The organism is Pseudodesulfovibrio cashew (assembly GCF_009762795.1).
GTDB lineage: Bacteria > Desulfobacterota > Desulfovibrionia > Desulfovibrionales > Desulfovibrionaceae > Pseudodesulfovibrio > Pseudodesulfovibrio cashew.
Genome location: NZ_CP046400.1, coordinates 191,379 through 211,687 on the forward strand (window position 1 = coordinate 191,379; position 20,309 = coordinate 211,687).

Consider the following 20,309-nt stretch of genomic DNA (forward strand, 5'->3'; position numbering starts at 1 on the left):
CGTCATTCAGCCAACTGAGAGAACATGACTGCATCGCCGCCCGGAAACAATTCGCCCCGCAAGCCAGCTGAACAACGCCTGGAAATATACCAGCGCAAGTTACGTGCTCTTAAAGACCGCTCCTCCCTGCGCGAGGTCATGGAACGGGAGTTGCTCCTCAAGTTCATTGAGGTCAACCATTCCAGCATCAACGAGTACCCGCTCCTGCCTGCGCAGCAGAAGAGCGTGGTTGAGTTGCTGTGCGGCCGCATCGGGCACCCGGGCTATGAATTCATCCACAAGCACATCGGCGATTTCATCGTCCTGCTTGTCCACTATGAAAAGGCGGGCAAGGTAGGCGACAAGGAGAAGGCCGCCGAACTCAGGGCTCGGCTGGTCAACACCGAATCCATGCTTATCAAGTGCGTGCAGGGCATCGTCTACACCATGGCCCTGATCACGGACAACTTCGAGGAGATCGTCCTGCGCCACTTCGGCCAGTCCGCTCTCAAGAAGTACAGCGAACTCATCGAGAAATACGAACTGGACGAACGGTTCTGGACCGCCTTTGTCGAGGAATTCGTGGCCACCCAGGTGGAGGAGGCGCACAAGGAAATCCTGGAAGGAGAGAAGTTCAATATCTCCAAGGAGCGGAATTTCCTGATCATCCGGTTCCTTTTCGACGACATTCTTTCCAAGCTGAACCCCACCTCCCAGGCCATCGACAAGACGCGAATCCAAAAGAGCTACCTTGCCAGCCTGGAGGACGAGGCAACCACCCGGCGAAGCAAGCTCGTCCAGTCCATCCTGGTCAAAGGTGTTTCGTCCCTGCCCAAGGCGGACACCATCCCTCAGAAGGAATTCGTCCAGGCGGCCCGCATCACCTGTATGGACCCGGTGGCCCAGGATTTTGAAAAGGCCTACGCCAACAGGGTAACGCAGGCCAAGGAACAGAAGGCCAAAGGCGAAACGCCGGACCCGGAGAAGGCAAAACGGGAGCAGTTGGAGTTCAAGTTCCTGATGGATCAAGTCATCGGTGCGGGCGTCGGCGCGGCCATCGCCATCGGCAGGACCAGCGACCACTTCTACCGGGCCATGGAGGAATTCGTGCCCGAGCAGATCAGCGGCATCCGCTCCCTGTCCCACGACTTCACCTTCGCCACCCTGGAACGAATTCTCTATTTCCTGCTGGAAAACCACACTATCCACATCCTCAGGGAGACGGGCCGGAGCGAAGGCGGCAAGATCCAGGTCCGCAGCGGCCGCGCCCGCCGGGCTCCAGCAGCCGAAGTAGATGCGCTGCCGGGCATGACCAAGATCCGCAAGACGCAACTCTTCGCCAACGACGTGACCCGCGAGGACACCCTCCTTTTCAAGCCCAAGACCGCCAAGCAGATGGCCTCGGCCATGGCCATGCTCAGCCTGGAGCCGGAGTTGCAGGCCGCCCTGTCCCGCATATGGAAGGAAGCCGCCTTCCGGGTGGACATCATGGTCCTGCTCAACCTTGAGCTGATCGCCAAGACCACCACCAATCTGCAGAACAAGCTCGCTGAGATACTGGAAAAATATGGCGTGGCCAAACGATCTTCCAACGACCCTGTGGATGAAGTACTGCCCTCCTGACCTGTCCGGCGGCTCCCTCCAGACGGTCCGGCCGCGTTCCAAGCCATTCCAAAACGGAAAGCCATAGCTCCACAACCGTTCCCGCCTCATAACGGCAAAGGACGACTTTTTCACGACAACGCAGCAGACGGCCTCATGCCACACCCGCCCAGACGGGCGGGGAATGGTCGGCTGAAAGGCGCAAGAAAAGGATGGGATTGAAGCGTATCCCAATACGCGAAAGTCCGGCCTTTTCACAGCAACGCAGCAGGCGGCCTCATGCCATACCCGCCCAGACGGGCGGGGAATGGTCGGCTGCAAGGCGCAAGAAAAGGATGGGATCGAAGCGTATCCCGATACACGAGAGTCCGGCCTTTTCACAGCAACGCAGCAGACGGCCTCATGCCACACCCGCCCAGACGGGCGGGGAATGGTCGGCTGCAAGGCGCAAGAAAAGGACGGGATCGAAGCGTATCCCAATACACGAGAGTCCGGCCTTTTCGCAGCAACGCAGCAAGCGGCCTCATGCCACACCCGCCCAGACGGGCGGGGAATGGTCGGCTGCAAGGCGCAAGAAAAGGACGGGATCGAAGCGTATCCCAATACGCGAGAGTCCGGCCTTTTCGCAGCAACGCAGCAGACGGCCGTTTCCCGCCCGTCTGGGTTAGCGGCGAAAGACTATGGTCTTGTTCCCGTCAACGATTACCCGGTCCTCAAGGTGCCACTTGACGGCGCGGGCAAGCACGTGACGCTCGATGTCGCCGCCGAGGCGCTTGAGGTCGGCAATGTCGTGAGAGTGGGTGACGCGGATGACGTCCTGCTCGATGATCGGACCTTCGTCCAATTCGGCGGTGACATAGTGGGCGGTGGCGCCGATAAGCTTGACACCGCGCTCATGGGCACGGCGGTAGGGATCGGCTCCCACGAAGGCTGGCAGGAAAGAATGATGGATGTTGATGATCCGATTTGAGAACCGGGACACGAAGTCCGAAGTGAGAATCTGCATGTAGCGGGCGAGAACGATCAGGTCCACGTCCCCCATGAGCTCCATGATGCGGTCCTCGGCGGCCACCTTGTCGCGCAGGGACGGTCCCACCGGCACGTAGTGAAAAGGCACGAAATGCTCGACGGACTCGCGCAGGTCGGGATGGTTGCTGACGACCATGGCGATGTCCGCCTCCAGGTCGCCGCGCTTCCAGCGCCAGAGCAGTTCCATGAGCGCGTGGTCCACCTTGGAGCAGAGAATGACCATCCGCTTGGGCTGCCACACGGGGTTGAGCGACCAGTCCATGATGAAGCCGTTGGTCACCTCTTCCTCGAACTCCCGACGCAGACCGTCCAGGCCGTCCAGGTCGAGACCGGGCAGGAAGAACTCGTTGCGCATGAAGAAGCGCCCGCCCTCGGGGTCGGTGGAGTGCTGGTCGGAATGAATGATGTTTGCGCCTTTCAGGTGGAGAAAACGGCTGACAGCCGCCACGATGCCGGGCTGGTCCGGGCAGGTGATGAGCAATCGAACGGTGGATTCCTTGGATTCGGTCATGGGGATCGTCACTTCTTTTTTCTTGGTATTTTCGCCCTCGTCCGGTAAACGGCTTGGGCCAAGGTTGGCCTGTACCGCAAAACCGGACCGAATTAAAGTCTTTTTCCTGGCCGGACGCGCCCCGGAAACCGTTGCGCCGATTGCGCAGCCAACTCATTTGCGATAGTGTTGCAAGACGCACAAACCGAATTTTCAAGGATACTCATATATGTCTGAAGCCGCTCTGAAAAAAGTCATGGACCACGCCGCCGCAGGGCTTACGGCCCGCAAGACCTTCTTCGACACCAAGGGGGAACTGGTGGTGGAAATCGCCCGCACCATGGCCGTATGTCTGGCCAGCGGGGGCAAGATCATGTTCTGCGGCAATGGCGGCAGCGCCGCCGACTGCCAGCACCTGGCCGCCGAGTTCACCAACCGCTTCAAGCTGGAGCGTCCGCCCCTGCCCGGGCTGGCCCTGACCACGGACACCTCGGCCCTGACCGCCATCGGCAACGACTACTCCTTCGATGAAATCTTCTCCAAGCAGCTCCAGGCTCTGGGCCGCCCCGGCGACATGCTTGTGGGCTTCTCCACCTCGGGCACCAGCTCCAACGTGATCCGGGCCATGCGCGAGGCCAAACGGGTCGGTATCGTCACCATCGGCATGTCCGGCCAGACCGGCGGCGAGATGGCGGCGGTCTCCGACTTCCTGGTCACCGTGCCCTCCGGCGACACCCCGGTGATTCAGGAGATCCACATCGCGGCCGGACACATGCTCTGCCACCTGGTGGACCACTTCCTGTTCGAGGCCGTTGCCGAGCTGACCCCGTACCTGCCCCAGGAAGGGTAGTCCCACCCGCAACCACGGACAAGAACCCCAAAAGCGGCAAGGCCGACACGCAGTTGCGCGTCGGCCTTGCCGCTTTTGCAGGGACTGAAGGTCACCCGTTCACTTAAAGCAGCTAGATCATCTCCCGCCGCACGCGCACGATCAGCCCCTTGCGCCGGAGATGTCCGGCCAGGCGTTCGGCCCGACCCAGCGTGGGCAGGGTGGATATGACCAACTGGGCAATACCTTCCTCGTCCCAGACCCAGATATTTTCCGACAGCACAAGCCCGGCCAGGCGCACCTCGCGGAGCAGGGTATCCCTCGCCGCGTCACGCTGGCGCTCGTCCTCCTCGTCGTACTTCTCGCCGCACGCCAGCACCCACCATCCCAGGGGGCGCTTCTCGGCATCCGGATTCTCTCCGAAGCTGCGGGCGACCTCGTCGGCCTGCCCCTGCCGAACCATGGCGGTCATGCGCAGAATGGATTTTTCCAATTCGTAGATAGCGTTGCTCTGTTCCATCATCTGTTCCTTAACCCGTATAACGGGGCGGCACATTTCCGCGTCGGCGGCGAGAATAGCCGCTCCCTCCCTTTCAAGGCAAGCGGTGATTTGTCTTTCCCACTTCGGACCGACGCCTTGCGCCGAAAATTTGTCCGGTGTATCAGGGGACATGGTCTATTTCCCCGGCACCCACCCCAGGCGAACGCCAACCCAGCGGGCCGTGCGCATCCTCATCGGCATCGCGGCCTGTACGCTCATCGTCCTGGCCCTGTACGCCATCCCCTACGACATCCTGCGCGAGGAACGGTTCCGCATCTACGGCGAGACCAGCACCACGGGCGTTGTCCTGGAGACTTCCACCGAAGGGAACGCCGCACCGGAACACCGCTTCCTGCTCCGCTACAAATACGTGGACCAGGATGGCATCGCCCGCGAGGCCACGGCTCCGCTCCCCAGGGAGGCGTGGAGCCGCTACCGCCCGGGACAGCCCATTGAGGTCATCTACATCCGCTCTCGCCCCGGCTACTCACGCATTCAGGACGAAATCGAGCCGCCATTCCAGAAGTGGCTCCGCAAGGCTCTGGAATAACGCCACTCTGATCCTGTTCAACCAAGGCAGACTATCGCCCTGCCAAGATCACAGTGACAAAAAAACCGGCCTGCCGCTCGAAGCGGCAGGCCGGGTCCATTACGTTTCCGAACGCCTTAGGCGTCGGTGATCTTCTTCAGCAGGATTTCGCCGAAGGCCTGGCAGCCCACCTCGGTGGAGCCGCTGATCTGGGAGGCGAGGTCCACGGTGACCTTCTTGTCGGCCAGCGCGCCCTCCACGGCGTCGTGAATGAGCTTGGCGGCCTCGTGCCAACCGATGTGCTCCAGCATCATGGTGCCGGACAGGATCAGGGAGCCGGGGTTGGCCATGTCCTTGCCCGCGATGGTCGGGGCCGTGCCGTGGGTCGGCTCGAAGAAGGCGAGGTTGTCGCCCATGTTCACGCCGGGAGCCAGGCCGAGTCCACCCACCTGCGCGGCCAGGGCGTCGGAGATGTAGTCGCCGTTCAGGTTGGTGGTGGCGATGACCGAGTACTGTTCGGGGTACATGAGCACGTTCTGGAACATGGCGTCGGCGATGCGATCCTTGATGATCACGCCTTCGCCTTCCTCGCCTTCGCGCACGACGCGGCCCTTGTATTCCTCATCGGCCAGTTCGTAACCCCAGGCGCGGAAGCCGCCTTCGGTGGTCTTCATGATGTTGCCCTTGTGCACCAGGGTAACCGAGGGCTTGCCCTGGGCGATGGCGAAGTCCAGGGCCTTCTTGACCAGACGCTTGGAACCGGCCGGGGTGATGGGCTTGATGCCTACGCCGGCGGTGATGTCGATCTTGGCGCCCAGCTCGTCCACGAGGAACTCGATCAGCTTCTTGGCTTCCGGGGAACCGGACTGATACTCGATGCCCGCGTACACGTCCTCGGTGTTCTCGCGGAAGATAGTCATGTCCACCAGGTCGGGACGCTTGACCGGGGACTCGATGCCCTCGAAATATTTGATCGGACGGATGCAGGCATAGAGATCGAAAACCTGGCGCAGGGTGACGTTGAGGCTGCGGAAGCCCTTGCCAACCGGAGTATTCAGGGGGCCCTTCATGGCCAGCTCGGCACCGGCCAGAGCGTCCATGGTGGCCTTGGGCAGGTGCTCGCCGGTCTCGGCAAAGCCCTTTTCACCGGCCAGCAGTTCGACCCAGTCCAGCTTGTTTGCGCCGCCGTAGGCCTTTTCCACTGCCGCGTTCAGAACGGGCATGCCAGCCTTCCAGACCTCGGCTCCGACGCCGTCACCTTCGATATAATATACTTTCTTATCAGCCAAAACGTCCTCCTTGCATACGGATAAGCGGGGGTAAACCAAAACGGTTCTCTCTTAAATTCGGGACCGGACTATGACGTTTATTCGGCCCGATTGCAAGCGAGACTGCGCCAAACGGCCCGCCAGCACCATTGCGCCGGACACTTTGTCCAATGAAGATTCGACGAAGTTTTTCCTTCGAGTCATCGGACCACGGTATCCGTTCCACCGTGAAAAAGTGTTTTTCCTTGCTTGCGATCAAAAGAAAACGGAAGATATGGGTAGGAGAAAAAGCAAAATTGCGTACGACCGCCATACCAACAAGCGTCGTTTTCCACATCGATTATACACGCACCGAAGACGCCCTTGCCCGCCGGAGGCAAATTCATCTATCGTGCGGCCAAAGGCGGCTTCCTCCCCTGATTTCCGCACTCTATTTTAAGGATCACCATACGAATGCAAGCTGAACTGGAAATGGTCAAGGCGCTGCTCGGAGGCAGCAAACGGGTGGTGGCGCTCACGGGCGCAGGCGTGTCCGCCGAGAGCGGCGTGCCCACCTTTCGCGGCCGGGACGGCCTGTGGAGGAATCACCGGCCCGAGGACCTGGCACGACCGGACGCCTTCAAAGCCCATCCGGAGCTGGTCTGGGAGTTCTACAACTGGCGGCGCGAACTGGTTGCCGGATGCAAGCCCAACGCCGCCCACTACGCCCTTGCCGAACTGGAGCGACAGGTCCCGAACTTCCTGCTGATCACCCAGAACGTGGACGGGCTGCACGCCGAAGCGGGCAGCGTCAAGCTCATGGAGATGCACGGTTCCCTGTGGAGGGTGCGCTGCACCAAATGCACCCATGCCCGCGAGGAACGCGACCCCCTGCCCCCGCTGCCGGAGTGCCCGGTCTGCGGCCATCTGCTCCGCCCGGGCGTTGTCTGGTTCGGCGAACCGCTGGTCCCCGGCGTGCTCAAGGTAACCATCGACCAGATCACCAAGGCGGAAATTTTTCTCTCCATCGGCACCTCCAGCCTGGTCCAGCCTGCGGCTTCCTTTCCGCAACTGGCCAAGGACCACGGCGCGGTCACCGTGGAGATCAACCCGGACCCGACCCCCATCTCCGGGCTGTTCGATTTCGCCTTGCATGGCAAGGCGGGCGAGGTCCTGTCCGAACTGATCACCGGCCTCGACGACTGATTCACCGGAACGCTTTATGAATAATGACATTATCTACGGCCCCCTGCCCCCGGAACGGGAAGCTGAGGCCGTGGCCCTGGTCCGATCCGTGTTCGACACGGCCGTGGCTCCAGGCTACGGCGAACAGGGACGCGCCACCTTTCACGACTATGTGACCCAGCTCGCCTTTTCGCAGCGCAGCCAGGGAGCCTTTGCCCTGACCGCCGAACAGGGCGGAAAAGTCATCGGCGTTATCGAGGTGCTGGACACCGGCCACGTGGCCCTGCTCTTTGTTTCACCCGACAGGCAAGGCCTGGGCGTGGGCGGCGAGCTTATGCGCCGCGCAGTGGCGCACTGCCGCCGAAGCAGCGGAGCCCCCACCCAATTCACGGTCAATGCCTCGCCCAACGCCGTGCCCGCCTACGAGCGCATGGGCTTTGCCGCCACCAATACGGAGCAGGAACTCAACGGCGTCCGCTTCGTGCCCATGACCATGCCGCTCTCGCCTCCGGCAACATCCTGAAATTCCTGTTCCGCTTGACTTCAAAGCCGTGACCGGAGTATCGCTCTGGACTATGCAAACACCCATTTCATACACCTATTTCTGTGGACGCGGGTGGCGCAACGTCAAGCGGCCCGATTCCTGATTGCGCGCGTATGCCCGTCGCCTCTTGCGGCGGGATGAAGCACGCAGTTACGAGTTATCGGAAGCCGCCGGCGTCTTGCGCCGACGGCTCTTTTTTTACCCGAAACCGTGTCGAGATGCCGGGGAAGCCTGCAGCCCTCGACGCCGGACTCACAACTGCCGGAGGAACCAACTCATGACCAAACGAATCTTTCTACCGCAGGACCAGATGCCCACGCAGTGGTACAATCCCATGCCGGACCTGCCCACCCCCCTTGCGCCGCCCCTCAACCCGGCGACCATGCAACCCCTCTCACCCGAAGACCTGGCCCCCATCTTTCCGAACTCGCTTATCGCCCAGGAGATGAGCCCGGACCGTTTCATCGACATCCCGCAGGAGGTCCTCGACGTCTACAAGATCTGGCGTCCCTCCCCGCTGGTCCGCGCCGACAAGCTGGAAAAGGCCATCGGCGCCAAGTGCAAGATCTACTACAAGGACGAGTCCGGCTCTCCCGCCGGGTCGCACAAGCCCAACACCTCCGTACCCCAGGCCTATTACAACAAGATGGAAGGCGTGGAGCGACTGGCCACCGAGACCGGCGCTGGCCAGTGGGGCACCGCCCTCTCCTTTGCCTGCGCCCAGTACGACATGGAATGCGTGGTCTACATGGTCAAGGTCTCCTACGAGCAGAAGCCCTACCGCAAGATGATCATCAACACCTACGGCGGCACCATCTACCCCTCCCCGTCCGAGCAGACCCGCACCGGACGCGAGATGCTGGCCAAGGACCCGGACTGCAAGGGCTCCCTGGGCCTGGCCATCTCCGAGGCCGTGGAGGACGCCGCCACCCATGACAACACCAAATACGCTCTGGGCTCGGTGCTCAACCACGTGCTTATCCACCAGACCATCACCGGCCTGGAGGTCAAGAAACAGCTCGAAATCGCGGGTGAAAAAGTCACCCATCTGGTGGGCTGCGTGGGCGGCGGTTCCAACTTCGGCGGCCTGGTCCTGCCCTTCCTGCCCGAGAAACTCGCCGGAGATCCGGTCAGGTTCATCCCGGTGGAGCCCAAGGCCTGCCCGACCCTGACCCGAGGCGAGTACCGCTACGACTTCGGCGACATGGCCCGCCTGACCCCGCTGGTCAAGATGCATACCCTCGGCCACGACTTCATGCCCGCACCCATCCACGCGGGCGGCCTGCGCTACCACGGCGACGCGCCCATCGTCTGCAACATCGTCGAGGAAGGGCTCTGCGAACCCGTGGCCTACTTCCAGACCGAGTGCTTCGAGGCCGCCAAGCTCTTCATGCAGACCGAAGGATTCCTGCCCGCGCCCGAGACCTCCCACGCCATCAAGGGAGCCATTGAGGCCGCCAAGACCGCCGGACCGGACGACGTCATCGTCTTCCTCTACTCCGGCCACGGCATGCTCGACCTCGCGTCCTACGACGCCTTCAACCAGGGCCTGCTGACCAACTTCGAACTGCCCCAGCGCGACATCGAAGAAGCCCTCAAAGCCTGCCCCAAGATTGATTAAGTTGCCTCCGGCGGCCGGGGGAAGGGGAGAAAAAACCTTTTGTAAAGGGTTCTTTCCTCCCCTTTCCCCGGACCCCCATCCCCTCCTTTTCCCAAACTTTTTGGTGCCGCTTCGCGGGGTGTTGCGCGGAGGGATGGTTTATTGAAAGAATAATTTCGAATACGGGAGAGAGGCTATGGATGATGTCTGCCTTGCCACCTTGATGGCGGGCTGGTAGGTTCGCCGCATCAACCTCAAGGAGACTTTCATGTTTGTACGCCGCGCCCTCGACGCCGCCTTTTTGTCCTGCGTTCTGCTGACCCTGCTGCTCGCCGCCGGATGCGGCACCGGCGAGACCCCGCCGGTGGACCCCGAAGTGGTCAGGAAGGAATTGATAGGTAAGGTCTGGCACTGCGAATCCATGTTCGGACGGCCCATCCTCGGCGACGACAAGCCCACCCTGGAGTTTCTGGCCGACGGCACGGTAAAGGGCAACGGCGGCTGCAACGACTACAGCGGGACATACGCCCTGGCTGCGGAGAGTCTCTCCTTTGGCCCCATGACCCAGACCAAGAAGGCCTGCGGCGCCGCACTCGGCGACCAGGAGTTCACCTACATCACCTCACTGGGCAAGGTGAACAAGCTCAAGGTCGACGGCGGCGAACTGCTGCTGTTCGGTGAACAGGCCATTGAGCCCATGAAGTTCACCAAGAGCGGCGGCGGACTCTTCTGGTAATTCCGGGTCCCTGTCGCTAGTTCAGAAACGCCTTCAGGCTCATGATCCGGGAGTAGGAAAGCTCGATTCGCTCCCTCGGAATCGCACCGGTGTCCACCAGCCTGCGGATGATGGCGTGCGCCTTGCGGACCACGTCCGGGTCGAAGCGGAGGTTGTTCCCGAATAGCAGGATGTCCGCTCCGGCCTCGATGGCCAGGCGAACCGCCTCTTCCCTGCCGTACATCTCGGTGATGGCCCCCATGTCCATGTCGTCGGTGATGACCACGCCGTCGAACCCCAATTCGCCGCGCAGCAGGCCGCCGATGACCTTGCGCGACAGGGTCGCCGGATAAACCGGGTCCAGCCGGGCGTTGAAGATGTGCGCGGTCATGATGACCTTGGCCGCACCTTTGCCGATCAGCTTTCGATAAGGAGTCAGCTCGTCCTTGCTCCAGGTGGCGGTGACGTCGGTCACGCCCTTGTGGCTGTCCGTCCCCGCGCTGCCATGACCTGGGAAATGCTTGAGGCAACCCAACACTCCATGGGAGGCCAGGCCCCGCAGAAAGAGCCCGTCGCACTCGGCCACCCTGTCGGGATCGGCGGAAAAGCTCCTGCCCAGCGCCCCGATGGCCGGGCTCTCCGGGTTGACGTTCACGTCCGCCACCGGCGCAAAATCAAGATTGAAGCCCGCTTCCTGAAGGGTGCGCCCGACCACGTCCGCAGCGGCCGACACTCCCTCATCCGGCCCGGCCCCCAGCTCCTGTGCCGAAGGCGTCGGCGTAAAGCCATAGGTCTCCTTGAGGCGCTGAACGCGCCCCCCCTCCTGGTCCACGGCCACCAGCAGCGGGATGTGCGCCGCCGACTTCAGCTTGGTGATCAGCCCCTTGACCTGCGCCGGGTCCTTGATGTTGCGCCCCTTGTCGAGCCAGGCGGTCATGTCGCGGTCGAACAGGATGACCCCGCCCAGATGGCGTTCGCGGATGTCGCGCATGATGGTGGAATCGTCGTCCACCGTATAGCCCCGGAACCCGGCCATGAGCATCTGCCCGATCATGACGTCGAGATCGTCGGCACGGGCCGGGATGGAGAGACAGGTAACAACGAGCAGGGTGAGGATAAAACGGATGATCATGCGGACTCCATGGTTTGTTTCCCACCTCATACCGCCCAACCCCGCCGCCTTCAAGGCGAAACCGGTTTGCACCCGGCCGATTTTGCCCTACCATGCCCTCATGCCGATCACCCCTCCCAGCACAAGCTTTCTGCGCCGCACCTTCCGACCGCAATGGGTGGACCTTGCGCCGCGCGTGCTGAACGCCGCCCCCGAGGACCCAGGGCTGGACCTGCCGACCGCCCGGCTCTGGGCATTGGTCCTGGCCTCGCGCCACATTCCCTGCCGGGAGCGCACCCGCTCCGAGATCGAGGGAGGCGGACACACCGTCCAGGTGAGGCAGTGGTTCGCGGACCGCGCCGAGGAGGAGATCCGCCTCTACCTGGAAGAGAACAAACCTGACGGACGCGCCGTGGTCCTGCCCGACCTTCGCCCCGTGGGCGGCCTGGAGCCCACCGTGTTCGCCATGGCCGCGCTGGTCCTCTTTCACTGGATTTGCAGCCGGACCTATCCGTCGCTGGCCCTGCACCCCTCCACCTGGCTCGACCTGGGGAGCTGCGAGGCCCGGCGTGTATTGGCAGGCGAATGGTGGCGCATCTTCACCGGGCTGACCCTGCACGGGGACATCGCCCACGTCATGGGCAACGCGCTCATCGGCGGGGTCTTCGTCTGGCTCGCAGCCCGACGACTCGGCTCGGGGCTGGCCTGGGTCCTGGTCCTGCTCGGCGGCGGCCTGGGCAACCTGCTCAACGCCATGGCCCACGGCGCGCCGCACAACTCCATAGGTTTCTCCACTGCCTCCTTCGCCGCCGCAGGCCTGCTCGCGGGCATCGCCGGTTTCCGCGTGGGAGGCGGACTGCACGGCCTGGGCGACGGCCCCCTGCCCCGCCGCATAGTCCGCTTTCTCGGCTCGGCCCTGCTGCCGGTGGCCGCCGGGCTGGGGCTTCTGGCCATGCTCGGCGCGGGCGAGGACACTGACCTGGGTGCGCACCTGTTCGGCTTTGCCTCGGGCCTCGGCATCGGGATCACGACCGGCCTGATCGCCACCCGCCTCGGGCTGCCTTCCCCCCGCAAGGACAAGGCGCTCCTGACCGTGGCCTCGGCCATGCCCGTCCTCGCTTGGTTTGCGGCCTGGTTGGCATAAAATTTTTGACTGTGCTAGTCTTCGCCTTGGCGCAAAAGAAATTATTCAGGAGCAACGAGTGGTTGAACCAGCGGTTTTCATCAAGGACGTAACCCTGTCCCTGGGCGGGGTGCCCATTCTGGAGGATGTCTCCCTGACAGTGGAGCATGGCGATTTCATGGCCGTGCTCGGTCCCAACGGGGGCGGCAAGTCCACCCTGCTCAAGCTCATGCTCGGACTGCTCAAGGCAGACCGGGGCACGGTCAAGGTGCTGGGTCTCCCGCCGGGTGAAGCGGGCGGGCGCATCGGCTACCTGCCGCAGTATACTTACGTCTCCACATCCTTTCCCGTGACGGTGCTGGACGCCGTCCACATGGGGACCGTCCGTCCCGGATTCAGCGGCATCGCGCGCCGAAGGCAAAGACAGGACGAGTTGGACAACGCCCGCCAGGCCCTTGAGCGCGTCAACATGCTCCAACACGAGAAACGACGGCTGGCAGGACTCTCCGGCGGCCAGAAGCAGCGCGTGTTCATCGCCCGCGCCCTGGCCAGCGGCCCGGAACTCCTCCTGCTGGACGAGCCCACGGCCAGCGTGGACTCCTCCAGCCGCAACTCACTTTTCTCCCTGCTCACCGAACTCAACGAGGAGATGACCGTGATCATGGTCAGCCACGACATTTCGGCGCTGGCCTCCGGGGTCAAATCCGTGGCCTGCGTAAACCGCAACCTCCACTTCCACAACTCTCCGCAGATAACCAGGGAGATGTATCAGAGCAGCTACGGCGCGCCGGAAGGAGAATGCTGCCCCATGGACCTGGTTACCCACGGCAAGGTGCCGCACCGGGTCCTGGCAGAGCACCCCGGCCCCAGAGAGGAGGACGACGAATGATGGACCTCCTCCACTTCGAATTCATGCGCAACGCGCTCATGGCGGGCCTGCTGGCCAGCCTCATATGCGGCATCATCGGCACACTGGTGGTGGTCAACCGGATCGTGTTCATCTCCGGCGGCATCGCCCACGCCTCCTACGGTGGGGTCGGCCTGGCGTTCTTCCTCGGCCTTCCCGTGCTGCCCGTGACCACGGCCTTCACCCTTGCCGCCGCACTGCTCATGGCCATGGTCACCCTGCACGCCAGGGAGCGAGCAGACACGGTCATCGGCGTCATGTGGGCGGCGGGCATGGCGCTGGGCATCATCCTCCTCGACTTCACGCCGGGCTACAACGTGGACCTGATGAGCTACCTCTTCGGCTCCATACTGGCCGTGCCCCGGAGCGACCTGTGGCTCATGGCCGGGCTGGCCTGCCTTGTCTTCGTGCTGGTCATGGCCTTTTTCCGGGGCTTTCTGGTCATGGCCTTTGACGAGGAGTTCGCCCGGAGCCGAGGCGTTCCCGTAGATTTTCTCTACTGCCTGCTCATCGCCCTGATCGGCCTGTCCGTGGTCATGATCATCCGGGTGGTCGGGCTGATCCTGGTCATCGCCCTGCTGACCATCCCGCCCTTCATAGCCGAGCGAAGGGCCCGTTCACTGGGCTCCATGATGGCCGTGTCCACAGTGCTGAGCGCCCTGTTCACGGTCATCGGGCTGATCGTCTCCTACATGGCCGACATCACCTCGGGCGCGTCCATCATCGGCGTGGCATCCCTGGGCTTTTTCCTCTCCTTCCTTGTTCCCGGCAAATCGCGCTGAGCAAGCGCAGCCTATCACCTGTCCAACCGTCGAAACGCCGATCCGAAACCACTTTGCCCTTGCGGAAAATTGCCTCGTCTACTAATGAAAACCCATGTCTGAAAACAACACACGCATCCTGATTCTCGGCGTGGGCAATATCCTCTACACGGACGAGGGCTTCGGCGTCCGGGTGGCCGAGGAACTGGAACAACGCTACGAATTTTCCCCCAATGTCACGGTGCTGGACGGCGGCACGCTCGGCTCCAAACTGATCGGCCCGATCATGGAAGCGGACTACCTGATCGTCGTGGACATCGTGCTCAACGAAGGCAAGCCCGGAGACGTCTTCCGCCTGCTTGGCGACGACCTCGAAAAGGCCTGTGCCTTCAAGAACTCCATGCACCAGACCGACCTGCTCGACACCCTGGCTCAGTGCAGCCTCATGGGTGAGGTCCCGGACGAGGTCATCCTCTACGGCATCGAGCCGGTCAACTACCACGACATGTCCCCGGCACTGTCTCCCGAACTGGAGGCCAAGCTGCCCGAAGTCATGGATGTGGTCCTCAAGGAAGTGGAACAAGCAGGAGGAAGCTACTCCCTCCGTACGGATACCAACCCCGCCCAGGAGAAGATCTATGTGCCTCGCGATACCAGCCAAAATTCTTGAAATCGATGACGGCGTCGCCACCTGCCAGGTGGGTGAAGGCGACACCACGGTTCAGGCGTCCATCATGCTCCTGGACGAGGAAGTGGTCCTGGGCGACTACATCATCATTCACGCCGGGTTCGCCCTGCGCCGCCTTGACCCCAAGGAGGCCGAGGAGACGCTCAAGATTCTGCGCGACATGGTCGAGCTCATGGGCGGTGAGAACTACGAGCACGAAATGCTATAACTCTCTTCAGCATCAAACGCAGCAAGGCCCGGAACGTCTGGACGTTCCGGGCCTTGCTGCGTTTGATACCGCTCCACGACCTAGTGACCGGTGGTCCCGGAGAACAGATTGATGACCGCCACCCCCGCAACAATAAGCCCCATGCCGATCATGGCCGGGACATCCGGCACCTGTTTGTAGACTACGGCTCCGGCGATGCCGATAAGCACAATCCCGAGCCCGGCCCAGATGGCATAGGCGATGCCCACCGGGATGGACTTGAGCACCAGCGAGAGGAAATAGAAGGCGATGGCGTACCCAATCACCACCACAATAGCCGGAGCGAGTCGGGTAAAGCCCTCGGAGGCCTGCATGGCGGTGGTGGCGACGACTTCCGCCACGATGGCTATGGCCAGATAAAGATATCCCACTATGTCCTCCAGGTTTGATGTCTGCGGATCAGGCCCGCGCCTTCTTGCCCGGCATGAAGCAGGCGCGCAGAAAACCGGGCCGCAAGAATGCCAGCGGATTGCGCACGACCTTGTCCGGCAGGACATGATACCAGCGATACCCCAGCCCCGTGAAATACCGCCTTGCCGCCCCGCCGTGCCCGGTCTCGTCTGCGGCGAAAAGGGCCGCATCCCGCTGGCAGCGAGATCCCGCCACCGGCTCCAGGATGCGTTCGCAGTAGCCGAACCGCAGGAACATGGCCTTGATCCGGCGATACTCGCGATACCGCGATACGCCGTCGGCCAACGCAAAAAAGGAAACCACCAGCCACCCTGCGCCCCAGCCGCAAAGAACTGCCGCCCCCGGCAGGTCGCCCGCAGCCAACCGGGCCGCACCTGCGCCCTTAAGCCCCAGGGCGAGAAGCAGCGATGCTGTCCCGGTAAGATACGGCCACGGCGCGGCCTTCACATAACGAATGGCTTGTTTGCAGCGGAAACAGAGCATGACTTTCTGTTAGCCAAGGCCCAAGCCGGGGTCAATGGCCTGAACCGAATGGACGGTCTTGAAATCAGGAGAGGAAGCCTCCTGCGGCGGCCAGCGTCAGCTCTCGGGCTCAACTTGTTCGGCCTTAGAGATGACGACAGCAGAGATAAGGGGCGAGCCCCAGGACGGGACGAATCAAACCAAAAAGTTTGGGAGAGTCCAGAGAACCTTTTACAAAAAGGTTCTCTGGTCCCGCCGAAGGCGCCCCCCGGTAGGGCCGCCGGAGGCCTCTGATCCGCCCTTGACGCATGCGCAAAAAAAGAGGCCCGGCTGGGCCGGGCCTCTTGTATTCGCTTTCAAGCCTGTGGACGAACTACAGGATCTTGAACTTCTTGACGTTACCGGTCTTGTTGTCGATGACGTGCACGCCGCAGGCGATGCAGGGGTCATAGGAGTGAACGGTACGCAGGATTTCGACCGGACGTTCCGGATCGGCGATCGGGGTGTTGTCGAGCAGAGCCTCTTCCAGCGGGCCGGGGAGGTCGTTGTCGCAACGGGGACCGATGTTCCAGGTGGAGGGCACCACGAGCTGGAAGTTTTCGATCTTGGAGTCCTTGATCACGATCCAGTGGCTCAGGCCGCCGCGCGGGGCGTTGACGAAACCGACGCCCTTGGCTTCGGAAGGCATGTCCCAGTCCTTGCAGATGCTGGTGTCGCCCTTGGCCACGTTTTCCTTCAGGTCGTTGACCCATTCCTCGGTCTTCAGGGCCACGATCAGGCACTCGATACCGCGGGCAGCGGTGCGGCCCAGGGTAGAGAAGAGCGCATCGGGACCGACGCCGAGGGCGTTGAGCACGAAGTCCACGTAGGTCTTGAACTCGGGATGACCCTTGGCGTAGTTGACCAGGCAGTGAGCCAGCGGGCCGACTTCCATGGATTTGCCCTCGTAACGGGGGGCCTTCATCCAGGAGTACTTGGTCTTGTCGTCCAGGCTGGTGTACATGGGATCGGTCACGCCGCTGTAGGGATGTTTCGGAGAATCATCCTTGTACCAGGAGTGCTTGACGTGCTCCTCGATCTTGGAGGGATCGAAGTCCATGATGTTGGAGAGGTCGCGGTTGTAGATGACACCGGGCTTCTCGTAACGGGAGTTGAGGTCGGCCTCGCCGCCGGGGGCGGGGAATTCGCCGAAGCTCATGTAGTTGGTGGTACCGCCGATCTTGGCCCAGTCCTTGTAGACGCCGGCGACGGCCAGCAGGTCCGGGATGTAGCAATCGATGATGAAGTCCTTAACCTCTGCGTACAGGGCCAGGTAGTCATTGATGTACTTGTCGGTCAGGCCTTCGTAGCAGGTCACGCCGCCCATGACGGTGAACTGGGTGTGCGGGTTCTTGGCACCCCAGACAGCCATGGCGCGAGCGGCCTTGACCTGCATGTGCAGGGCCTTCAGGTAGTGGTCGGTAGCCAGCAGGTTGTACTCGGGGGGCAGGATGTAGGCATCGTGGCCGCCGAGGAAGTAGGCGTTGGTGAAGATACCGAGACGGCCGGAGTCGACGATCTTTTTGACGGTATCCTTGGTTTTCTGCAGGTCGGCCTTGGTGGAGACGACCTTGGGATCCGTGCGGACGGTCTTGGAGACGGCGTCGGCGATCTGGGCGGCCTTGTCGACATCGGCGCTGAGGCAGCCGGCCACATCGACGAAGTCCAGGGCATGCAGGTGATAGAAGTGCACCAGATGGTCATGCATGAACTGGGAGGCCATCACCAGGTTACGGATGATGGTGGCGTTATGGGGCATTTCCTTGTCCACGCCGACGGCGTTGTCGACGGAGCGGATGGAAGCCAGAGCGTGGGTGTAGGTACACACGCCGCAGGAACGCTGGGTGAAGTGCTGTGCATCGCGGGGATCACGGCCTTTCAGGATGATCTCGAGACCACGGAACAGCTGGGAGCTGGAACGCACGTCGATGATCTTGCCGTCTTCGACCACGGCTTCCACGCGAAGGTGACCCTCAATCCTGGTTACCGGGTCTACGACGACGTCGTGTTTCCCCTTAGCCATCGCGGGGCCGGATTTTGCGCAACCGGACATAGTATATCCTCCTTAAGGAATGAATTCTGATTTGCGTCTGCTTACTAAACGGGACCGGCGACTAGAGGTCGGTGAGGTCGGCGTAGAAGTAGGTCTCGCCATCCCAGTCCGCGCCGTCCCAGAAATCGGGCTGGGAGCAGCCGATGCAGGGGTGGCCGGCCTGGACGGGCCAGTTGTACTGGTTGAACTTCACGGTCGGACAGTTGTTGAACGTCTCGGGACCGCGGCAACCGAGTTTGCGCAGACACCAGCCCTTCTTGGCTTCTTCGGAGCCGAAGGAGGGTGCGAACTCGTCCATGTCGAAGTGCTCCTGGCGGGGGCAGTTGTCGTGCACGGTTTCGCCGAAGAAGGCGACCGGGCGGCCGACGTCATCGAGCTCGGGGAGACCCTTGGTCACGTAGTGCACGATGGTGCCGACCAGGTTGTAGGGGTTCGGCGGGCAGCCGGGGACGTTGATGATGGGCTTGCCGGGGAAGACCTCGGCGACGCCCTTGGCGCCGGTCGGGTTCGGGGCGGCCTTCTGGACGCCGCCGTAAGACGCGCAAGTGCCGTAGGTGATGGTAGCCACGGCTTTTTCAACGACCTTGGTGGTATTTTCGAGCATGGTGTGACCGCCGACCTTGCCGTGGCCACCAGGCTCGTTTGCAGTTCCGGTCACGGCAGTGGGGATGCCGCCTTCGATGACTGCCACGTACTTGCCTTTCTCAACAGTTTCCCACAGGGCCTCTTCGGCCGCATGGCCGGCAGCGGCCATGATGGTCTCGTGGTAGTTGAGAGAAATGTAATCCAGGATGAGAGCGTCGATATAGGGCTCGACGGTCCTCAGGATGGACTCGGAACAACCGGTACATTCAGCGTTGTGCAGCCACACGACATCGGGCCTGTTATCGCTGGTGAGGGCTTCGGCGACCTTCGGAGCGAAAGCCGGCCCCATGCCCATCACTGCGGCCACGGTTCCGCAGAACTTCATGAAATCACGACGGGTCACGCCGCGTTTTTCCAGCCGTTCCACGGCTCCGTCCCTGCCATGACCTACGGAAAATTTCATAGAACACCTCCGTAATAAAATGAGTCTGTCGTAAACCGAAGAACACCGTTTTTCCCGGTTCACGACTGTCGGGCAAAACCCGAACTCGGACCTAACCTCAGAAGTGGCACGAATACAGCAAACGTACCACTTTTTGCATTCTTTTCCCGAGTTCGTGCTATAACCCCCCGGAAAAATTAATTAACAATCTCGTAACCCGCTTTACAAACAAAATCAATAGGGAACTACGACAAAGTTTCAAGCGTATCGGCACGCTAGGCACCCAACATATGTTTTAACAGTTTCCATTGCGCTTTTCTTCGCAATCTGCCGTTTTTCACTGAACCCCATGCAATTTTCTCCAAATGCCCGGGTTCGAGCATTCCCGAAACGAGACTCCGGCAGCTCGGGGTTCCGCCTATTTCCGACAACGCCACAGGAAATGGACTTCCCCTCGCAAGGATTGACATCCCGGTGAGGTCATAGCACCGTAGAACATCGAAAATCCGTACGGCAACCCGCACCCAAGGAGAACACCATGCGCACCGCCGTCACCGCCGCCCTGTTCTGCCTGCTGGCCCTTCTCCCCGCCTCCGCATTTGCCGGCGACACGGTCGTGGACCGGTGGGAACAGGCCGTTCCGCCGGCACCGCCGAAAATCAAGCCTGTTGCCGTCAACGCGGCCGACACCGCCCTCCTTGTCCTGGACATCGAGGAGCGGACCTGCAACGCGGAACGCAGGCCCCGCTGCCTGGACACGGTGCCCAGAATCGCCGCGCTCCTGAAGCGCGCCCGGGAGCACGGCATGCCCGTGATATACAGCCAGATCAGCAGCCCCACTCCGATCCTGGACCCGGTCCGTCCCCATCCCGGCGAGCCCGTGGTCAGCTCCAGCGTGGACAAATTCTACGGGACGGAGCTGGAGGCCATCCTGACAAAGGCGGGCGCAAAAACCGTGATCATCACCGGCACGGCGGCGCACGGAGCGGTCCTGCACACGGCCACCGGCGCGGCCCGGCGCGGCCTGAACGTCGTGATTCCGGCAGACTGTCTTTCCGCCGCGAGCCTGTACACCGAGCAGGCCGCGGTCTGGTGTCTGGTGGACGGCCCAGGCACCAGGAAAAGAACCACCCTGACCACCTCGGACCTGATCACGATCAGGTAATCGATCGAATTCACCCAAAAACGGA

The 20,309-nt window shown here is 62.0% G+C and carries 22 protein-coding genes; 13 read left to right on the forward strand and 9 right to left on the reverse strand.

Translation table 11 applies throughout. The features are described 5' to 3' along the window. The first annotated feature begins 24 nt into the window (after positions 1-24). Positions 25-1,602 carry a hypothetical protein gene (locus GM415_RS00845; RefSeq protein WP_158945845.1) on the forward strand — a complete coding sequence of 526 codons (1,578 nt, stop codon included), beginning with the start codon at positions 25-27 and terminating at the stop codon, positions 1,600-1,602. Between the two features lie 643 nt (positions 1,603-2,245). On the opposite strand, the gene purU is transcribed toward GM415_RS00845, so the two are convergent. After that, positions 2,246-3,121, reverse strand: coding sequence for a formyltetrahydrofolate deformylase (gene purU, locus GM415_RS00850; RefSeq protein WP_158945847.1), 876 nt, complete (start codon positions 3,119-3,121; stop codon positions 2,246-2,248). A 208-nt stretch (positions 3,122-3,329) separates the two neighbouring features. Between purU and GM415_RS00855 the strand changes: the two genes are divergently transcribed. Then, positions 3,330-3,950 carry a D-sedoheptulose 7-phosphate isomerase gene (locus GM415_RS00855; protein ID WP_158945849.1) on the forward strand — a complete coding sequence of 207 codons (621 nt, stop codon included), beginning with the start codon at positions 3,330-3,332 and terminating at the stop codon, positions 3,948-3,950. A 112-nt stretch (positions 3,951-4,062) separates the two neighbouring features. On the opposite strand, the gene GM415_RS00860 is transcribed toward GM415_RS00855, so the two are convergent. After that, positions 4,063-4,449 carry a hypothetical protein gene (locus tag GM415_RS00860; protein ID WP_158945851.1) on the reverse strand — a complete coding sequence of 129 codons (387 nt, stop codon included), beginning with the start codon at positions 4,447-4,449 and terminating at the stop codon, positions 4,063-4,065. 151 nt (positions 4,450-4,600) lie between these two features. Between GM415_RS00860 and GM415_RS00865 the strand changes: the two genes are divergently transcribed. Next, complete coding sequence (locus GM415_RS00865) at positions 4,601-5,020, forward strand: DUF3592 domain-containing protein (protein WP_158945853.1); 420 nt, start codon at positions 4,601-4,603, stop codon at positions 5,018-5,020. A gap of 116 nt (positions 5,021-5,136) precedes the next feature. Here GM415_RS00865 and icd read toward each other — a convergent pair whose 3' ends face one another. Together icd and GM415_RS00875 are read right to left on the reverse strand one after the other, a co-directional pair. Beyond that, complete coding sequence (gene icd / locus GM415_RS00870; RefSeq protein ID WP_158945855.1) at positions 5,137-6,288, reverse strand: NADP-dependent isocitrate dehydrogenase; 1,152 nt, start codon at positions 6,286-6,288, stop codon at positions 5,137-5,139. After that, a complete protein-coding gene (locus GM415_RS00875; RefSeq protein ID WP_158945857.1) occupies positions 6,281-6,604 on the reverse strand; it encodes a hypothetical protein in 324 nt (107 codons plus the stop codon). The genes icd and GM415_RS00875 overlap by 8 nt, the downstream gene beginning before the upstream one ends. A gap of 116 nt (positions 6,605-6,720) precedes the next feature. On the opposite strand from GM415_RS00875, the gene GM415_RS00880 reads away from it, so the two are divergent. The 4 genes from GM415_RS00880 (at position 6,721) to GM415_RS00895 (ending at position 10,311) form a co-directional block, all read left to right on the forward strand. After that, a complete protein-coding gene (locus GM415_RS00880) occupies positions 6,721-7,452 on the forward strand; it encodes an SIR2 family NAD-dependent protein deacylase (protein WP_158945859.1) in 732 nt (243 codons plus the stop codon). 16 nt (positions 7,453-7,468) lie between these two features. Next, complete coding sequence (locus GM415_RS00885; RefSeq protein WP_158945861.1) at positions 7,469-7,954, forward strand: GNAT family N-acetyltransferase; 486 nt, start codon at positions 7,469-7,471, stop codon at positions 7,952-7,954. 298 nt (positions 7,955-8,252) lie between these two features. Continuing rightward, on the forward strand, positions 8,253-9,596 hold the full coding sequence (locus GM415_RS00890) for a TrpB-like pyridoxal phosphate-dependent enzyme (RefSeq protein WP_158945864.1): 1,344 nt from the start codon (positions 8,253-8,255) through the stop codon (positions 9,594-9,596). Between the two features lie 247 nt (positions 9,597-9,843). Further along, positions 9,844-10,311 (forward strand): META domain-containing protein, encoded by a 468-nt coding sequence (locus tag GM415_RS00895; protein WP_158945866.1) that lies wholly within the window; start codon positions 9,844-9,846, stop codon positions 10,309-10,311. A gap of 16 nt (positions 10,312-10,327) precedes the next feature. Here GM415_RS00895 and GM415_RS00900 read toward each other — a convergent pair whose 3' ends face one another. After that, positions 10,328-11,422, reverse strand: a complete 1,095-nt coding sequence (locus GM415_RS00900) for a glycoside hydrolase family 3 protein (protein WP_242012305.1) — start codon at positions 11,420-11,422, stop codon at positions 10,328-10,330. Here GM415_RS00900 and GM415_RS00905 point away from each other — a divergent pair. The 5 genes from GM415_RS00905 to GM415_RS00925 all read left to right on the forward strand — a co-directional run bounded on the left by GM415_RS00905 (position 11,415) and on the right by GM415_RS00925 (position 15,088). After that, complete coding sequence (locus tag GM415_RS00905) at positions 11,415-12,545, forward strand: rhomboid family intramembrane serine protease (RefSeq protein ID WP_242012306.1); 1,131 nt, start codon at positions 11,415-11,417, stop codon at positions 12,543-12,545. The two genes, GM415_RS00900 and GM415_RS00905, sit on opposite strands and share 8 nt — an antisense overlap. Before the next feature lie 58 nt (positions 12,546-12,603). Then, positions 12,604-13,413, forward strand: a complete 810-nt coding sequence (locus tag GM415_RS00910) for a metal ABC transporter ATP-binding protein (protein WP_158945868.1) — start codon at positions 12,604-12,606, stop codon at positions 13,411-13,413. Then, complete coding sequence (locus tag GM415_RS00915) at positions 13,410-14,213, forward strand: metal ABC transporter permease (RefSeq protein ID WP_158945870.1); 804 nt, start codon at positions 13,410-13,412, stop codon at positions 14,211-14,213. Before GM415_RS00910 ends, GM415_RS00915 begins: the two co-directional genes overlap by 4 nt. Positions 14,214-14,307: 94 nt before the next feature. Then, complete coding sequence (locus GM415_RS00920; RefSeq protein ID WP_158945872.1) at positions 14,308-14,862, forward strand: HyaD/HybD family hydrogenase maturation endopeptidase; 555 nt, start codon at positions 14,308-14,310, stop codon at positions 14,860-14,862. Beyond that, the gene (locus GM415_RS00925) at positions 14,831-15,088 is read left to right on the forward strand and encodes a HypC/HybG/HupF family hydrogenase formation chaperone (RefSeq protein WP_158945874.1); all 258 of its coding nucleotides are present in this window, start codon (positions 14,831-14,833) and stop codon (positions 15,086-15,088) included. Before GM415_RS00920 ends, GM415_RS00925 begins: the two co-directional genes overlap by 32 nt. 80 nt (positions 15,089-15,168) lie before the next feature. On the opposite strand, the gene GM415_RS00930 is transcribed toward GM415_RS00925, so the two are convergent. The 4 genes from GM415_RS00930 to GM415_RS00945 all read right to left on the reverse strand — a co-directional run bounded on the left by GM415_RS00930 (position 15,169) and on the right by GM415_RS00945 (position 19,140). Next, positions 15,169-15,501, reverse strand: coding sequence for a DMT family transporter (locus tag GM415_RS00930; RefSeq protein WP_158950682.1), 333 nt, complete (start codon positions 15,499-15,501; stop codon positions 15,169-15,171). Between the two features lie 25 nt (positions 15,502-15,526). Further along, positions 15,527-16,021: an RNA-binding protein gene (locus GM415_RS00935; protein WP_242012307.1), complete on the reverse strand. Its 495-nt coding sequence runs from the start codon at positions 16,019-16,021 to the stop codon at positions 15,527-15,529. A 352-nt stretch (positions 16,022-16,373) separates the two neighbouring features. Then, complete coding sequence (locus GM415_RS00940; RefSeq protein WP_158945876.1) at positions 16,374-18,092, reverse strand: nickel-dependent hydrogenase large subunit; 1,719 nt, start codon at positions 18,090-18,092, stop codon at positions 16,374-16,376. Between the two features lie 61 nt (positions 18,093-18,153). Next, positions 18,154-19,140, reverse strand: coding sequence for a hydrogenase small subunit (locus tag GM415_RS00945; protein ID WP_158945878.1), 987 nt, complete (start codon positions 19,138-19,140; stop codon positions 18,154-18,156). Between the two features lie 517 nt (positions 19,141-19,657). On the opposite strand from GM415_RS00945, the gene GM415_RS00950 reads away from it, so the two are divergent. Continuing rightward, the gene (locus GM415_RS00950) at positions 19,658-20,284 is read left to right on the forward strand and encodes a cysteine hydrolase family protein (protein WP_158945880.1); all 627 of its coding nucleotides are present in this window, start codon (positions 19,658-19,660) and stop codon (positions 20,282-20,284) included. Positions 20,285-20,309 lie beyond the last annotated feature (25 nt).

Bases quoted from the DNA above. Each gene is read 5' to 3' on its own strand.
- GM415_RS00845 (WP_158945845.1), top strand. From the start codon at position 25: ATGACTGCATCGCCGCCCGGAAACAATTCGCCCCGCAAGCCAGCTGAA.
- purU (WP_158945847.1), bottom strand. From the start codon at position 3,121: ATGACCGAATCCAAGGAATCCACCGTTCGATTGCTCATCACCTGCCCG.
- GM415_RS00855 (WP_158945849.1), top strand. From the start codon at position 3,330: ATGTCTGAAGCCGCTCTGAAAAAAGTCATGGACCACGCCGCCGCAGGG.
- GM415_RS00860 (WP_158945851.1), bottom strand. From the start codon at position 4,449: ATGGAACAGAGCAACGCTATCTACGAATTGGAAAAATCCATTCTGCGC.
- GM415_RS00865 (WP_158945853.1), top strand. From the start codon at position 4,601: ATGGTCTATTTCCCCGGCACCCACCCCAGGCGAACGCCAACCCAGCGG.
- GM415_RS00875 (WP_158945857.1), bottom strand. From the start codon at position 6,604: ATGTGGAAAACGACGCTTGTTGGTATGGCGGTCGTACGCAATTTTGCT.
- GM415_RS00880 (WP_158945859.1), top strand. From the start codon at position 6,721: ATGCAAGCTGAACTGGAAATGGTCAAGGCGCTGCTCGGAGGCAGCAAA.
- GM415_RS00885 (WP_158945861.1), top strand. From the start codon at position 7,469: ATGAATAATGACATTATCTACGGCCCCCTGCCCCCGGAACGGGAAGCT.
- GM415_RS00890 (WP_158945864.1), top strand. From the start codon at position 8,253: ATGACCAAACGAATCTTTCTACCGCAGGACCAGATGCCCACGCAGTGG.
- GM415_RS00895 (WP_158945866.1), top strand. From the start codon at position 9,844: ATGTTTGTACGCCGCGCCCTCGACGCCGCCTTTTTGTCCTGCGTTCTG.
- GM415_RS00905 (WP_242012306.1), top strand. From the start codon at position 11,415: ATGATCATGCGGACTCCATGGTTTGTTTCCCACCTCATACCGCCCAAC.
- GM415_RS00900 (WP_242012305.1), bottom strand. From the start codon at position 11,422: ATGATCATCCGTTTTATCCTCACCCTGCTCGTTGTTACCTGTCTCTCC.
- GM415_RS00915 (WP_158945870.1), top strand. From the start codon at position 13,410: ATGATGGACCTCCTCCACTTCGAATTCATGCGCAACGCGCTCATGGCG.
- GM415_RS00920 (WP_158945872.1), top strand. From the start codon at position 14,308: ATGTCTGAAAACAACACACGCATCCTGATTCTCGGCGTGGGCAATATC.
- GM415_RS00925 (WP_158945874.1), top strand. From the start codon at position 14,831: ATGTGCCTCGCGATACCAGCCAAAATTCTTGAAATCGATGACGGCGTC.
- GM415_RS00935 (WP_242012307.1), bottom strand. From the start codon at position 16,021: ATGCTCTGTTTCCGCTGCAAACAAGCCATTCGTTATGTGAAGGCCGCG.
- GM415_RS00940 (WP_158945876.1), bottom strand. From the start codon at position 18,092: ATGTCCGGTTGCGCAAAATCCGGCCCCGCGATGGCTAAGGGGAAACAC.
- GM415_RS00945 (WP_158945878.1), bottom strand. From the start codon at position 19,140: ATGAAATTTTCCGTAGGTCATGGCAGGGACGGAGCCGTGGAACGGCTG.
- GM415_RS00950 (WP_158945880.1), top strand. From the start codon at position 19,658: ATGCGCACCGCCGTCACCGCCGCCCTGTTCTGCCTGCTGGCCCTTCTC.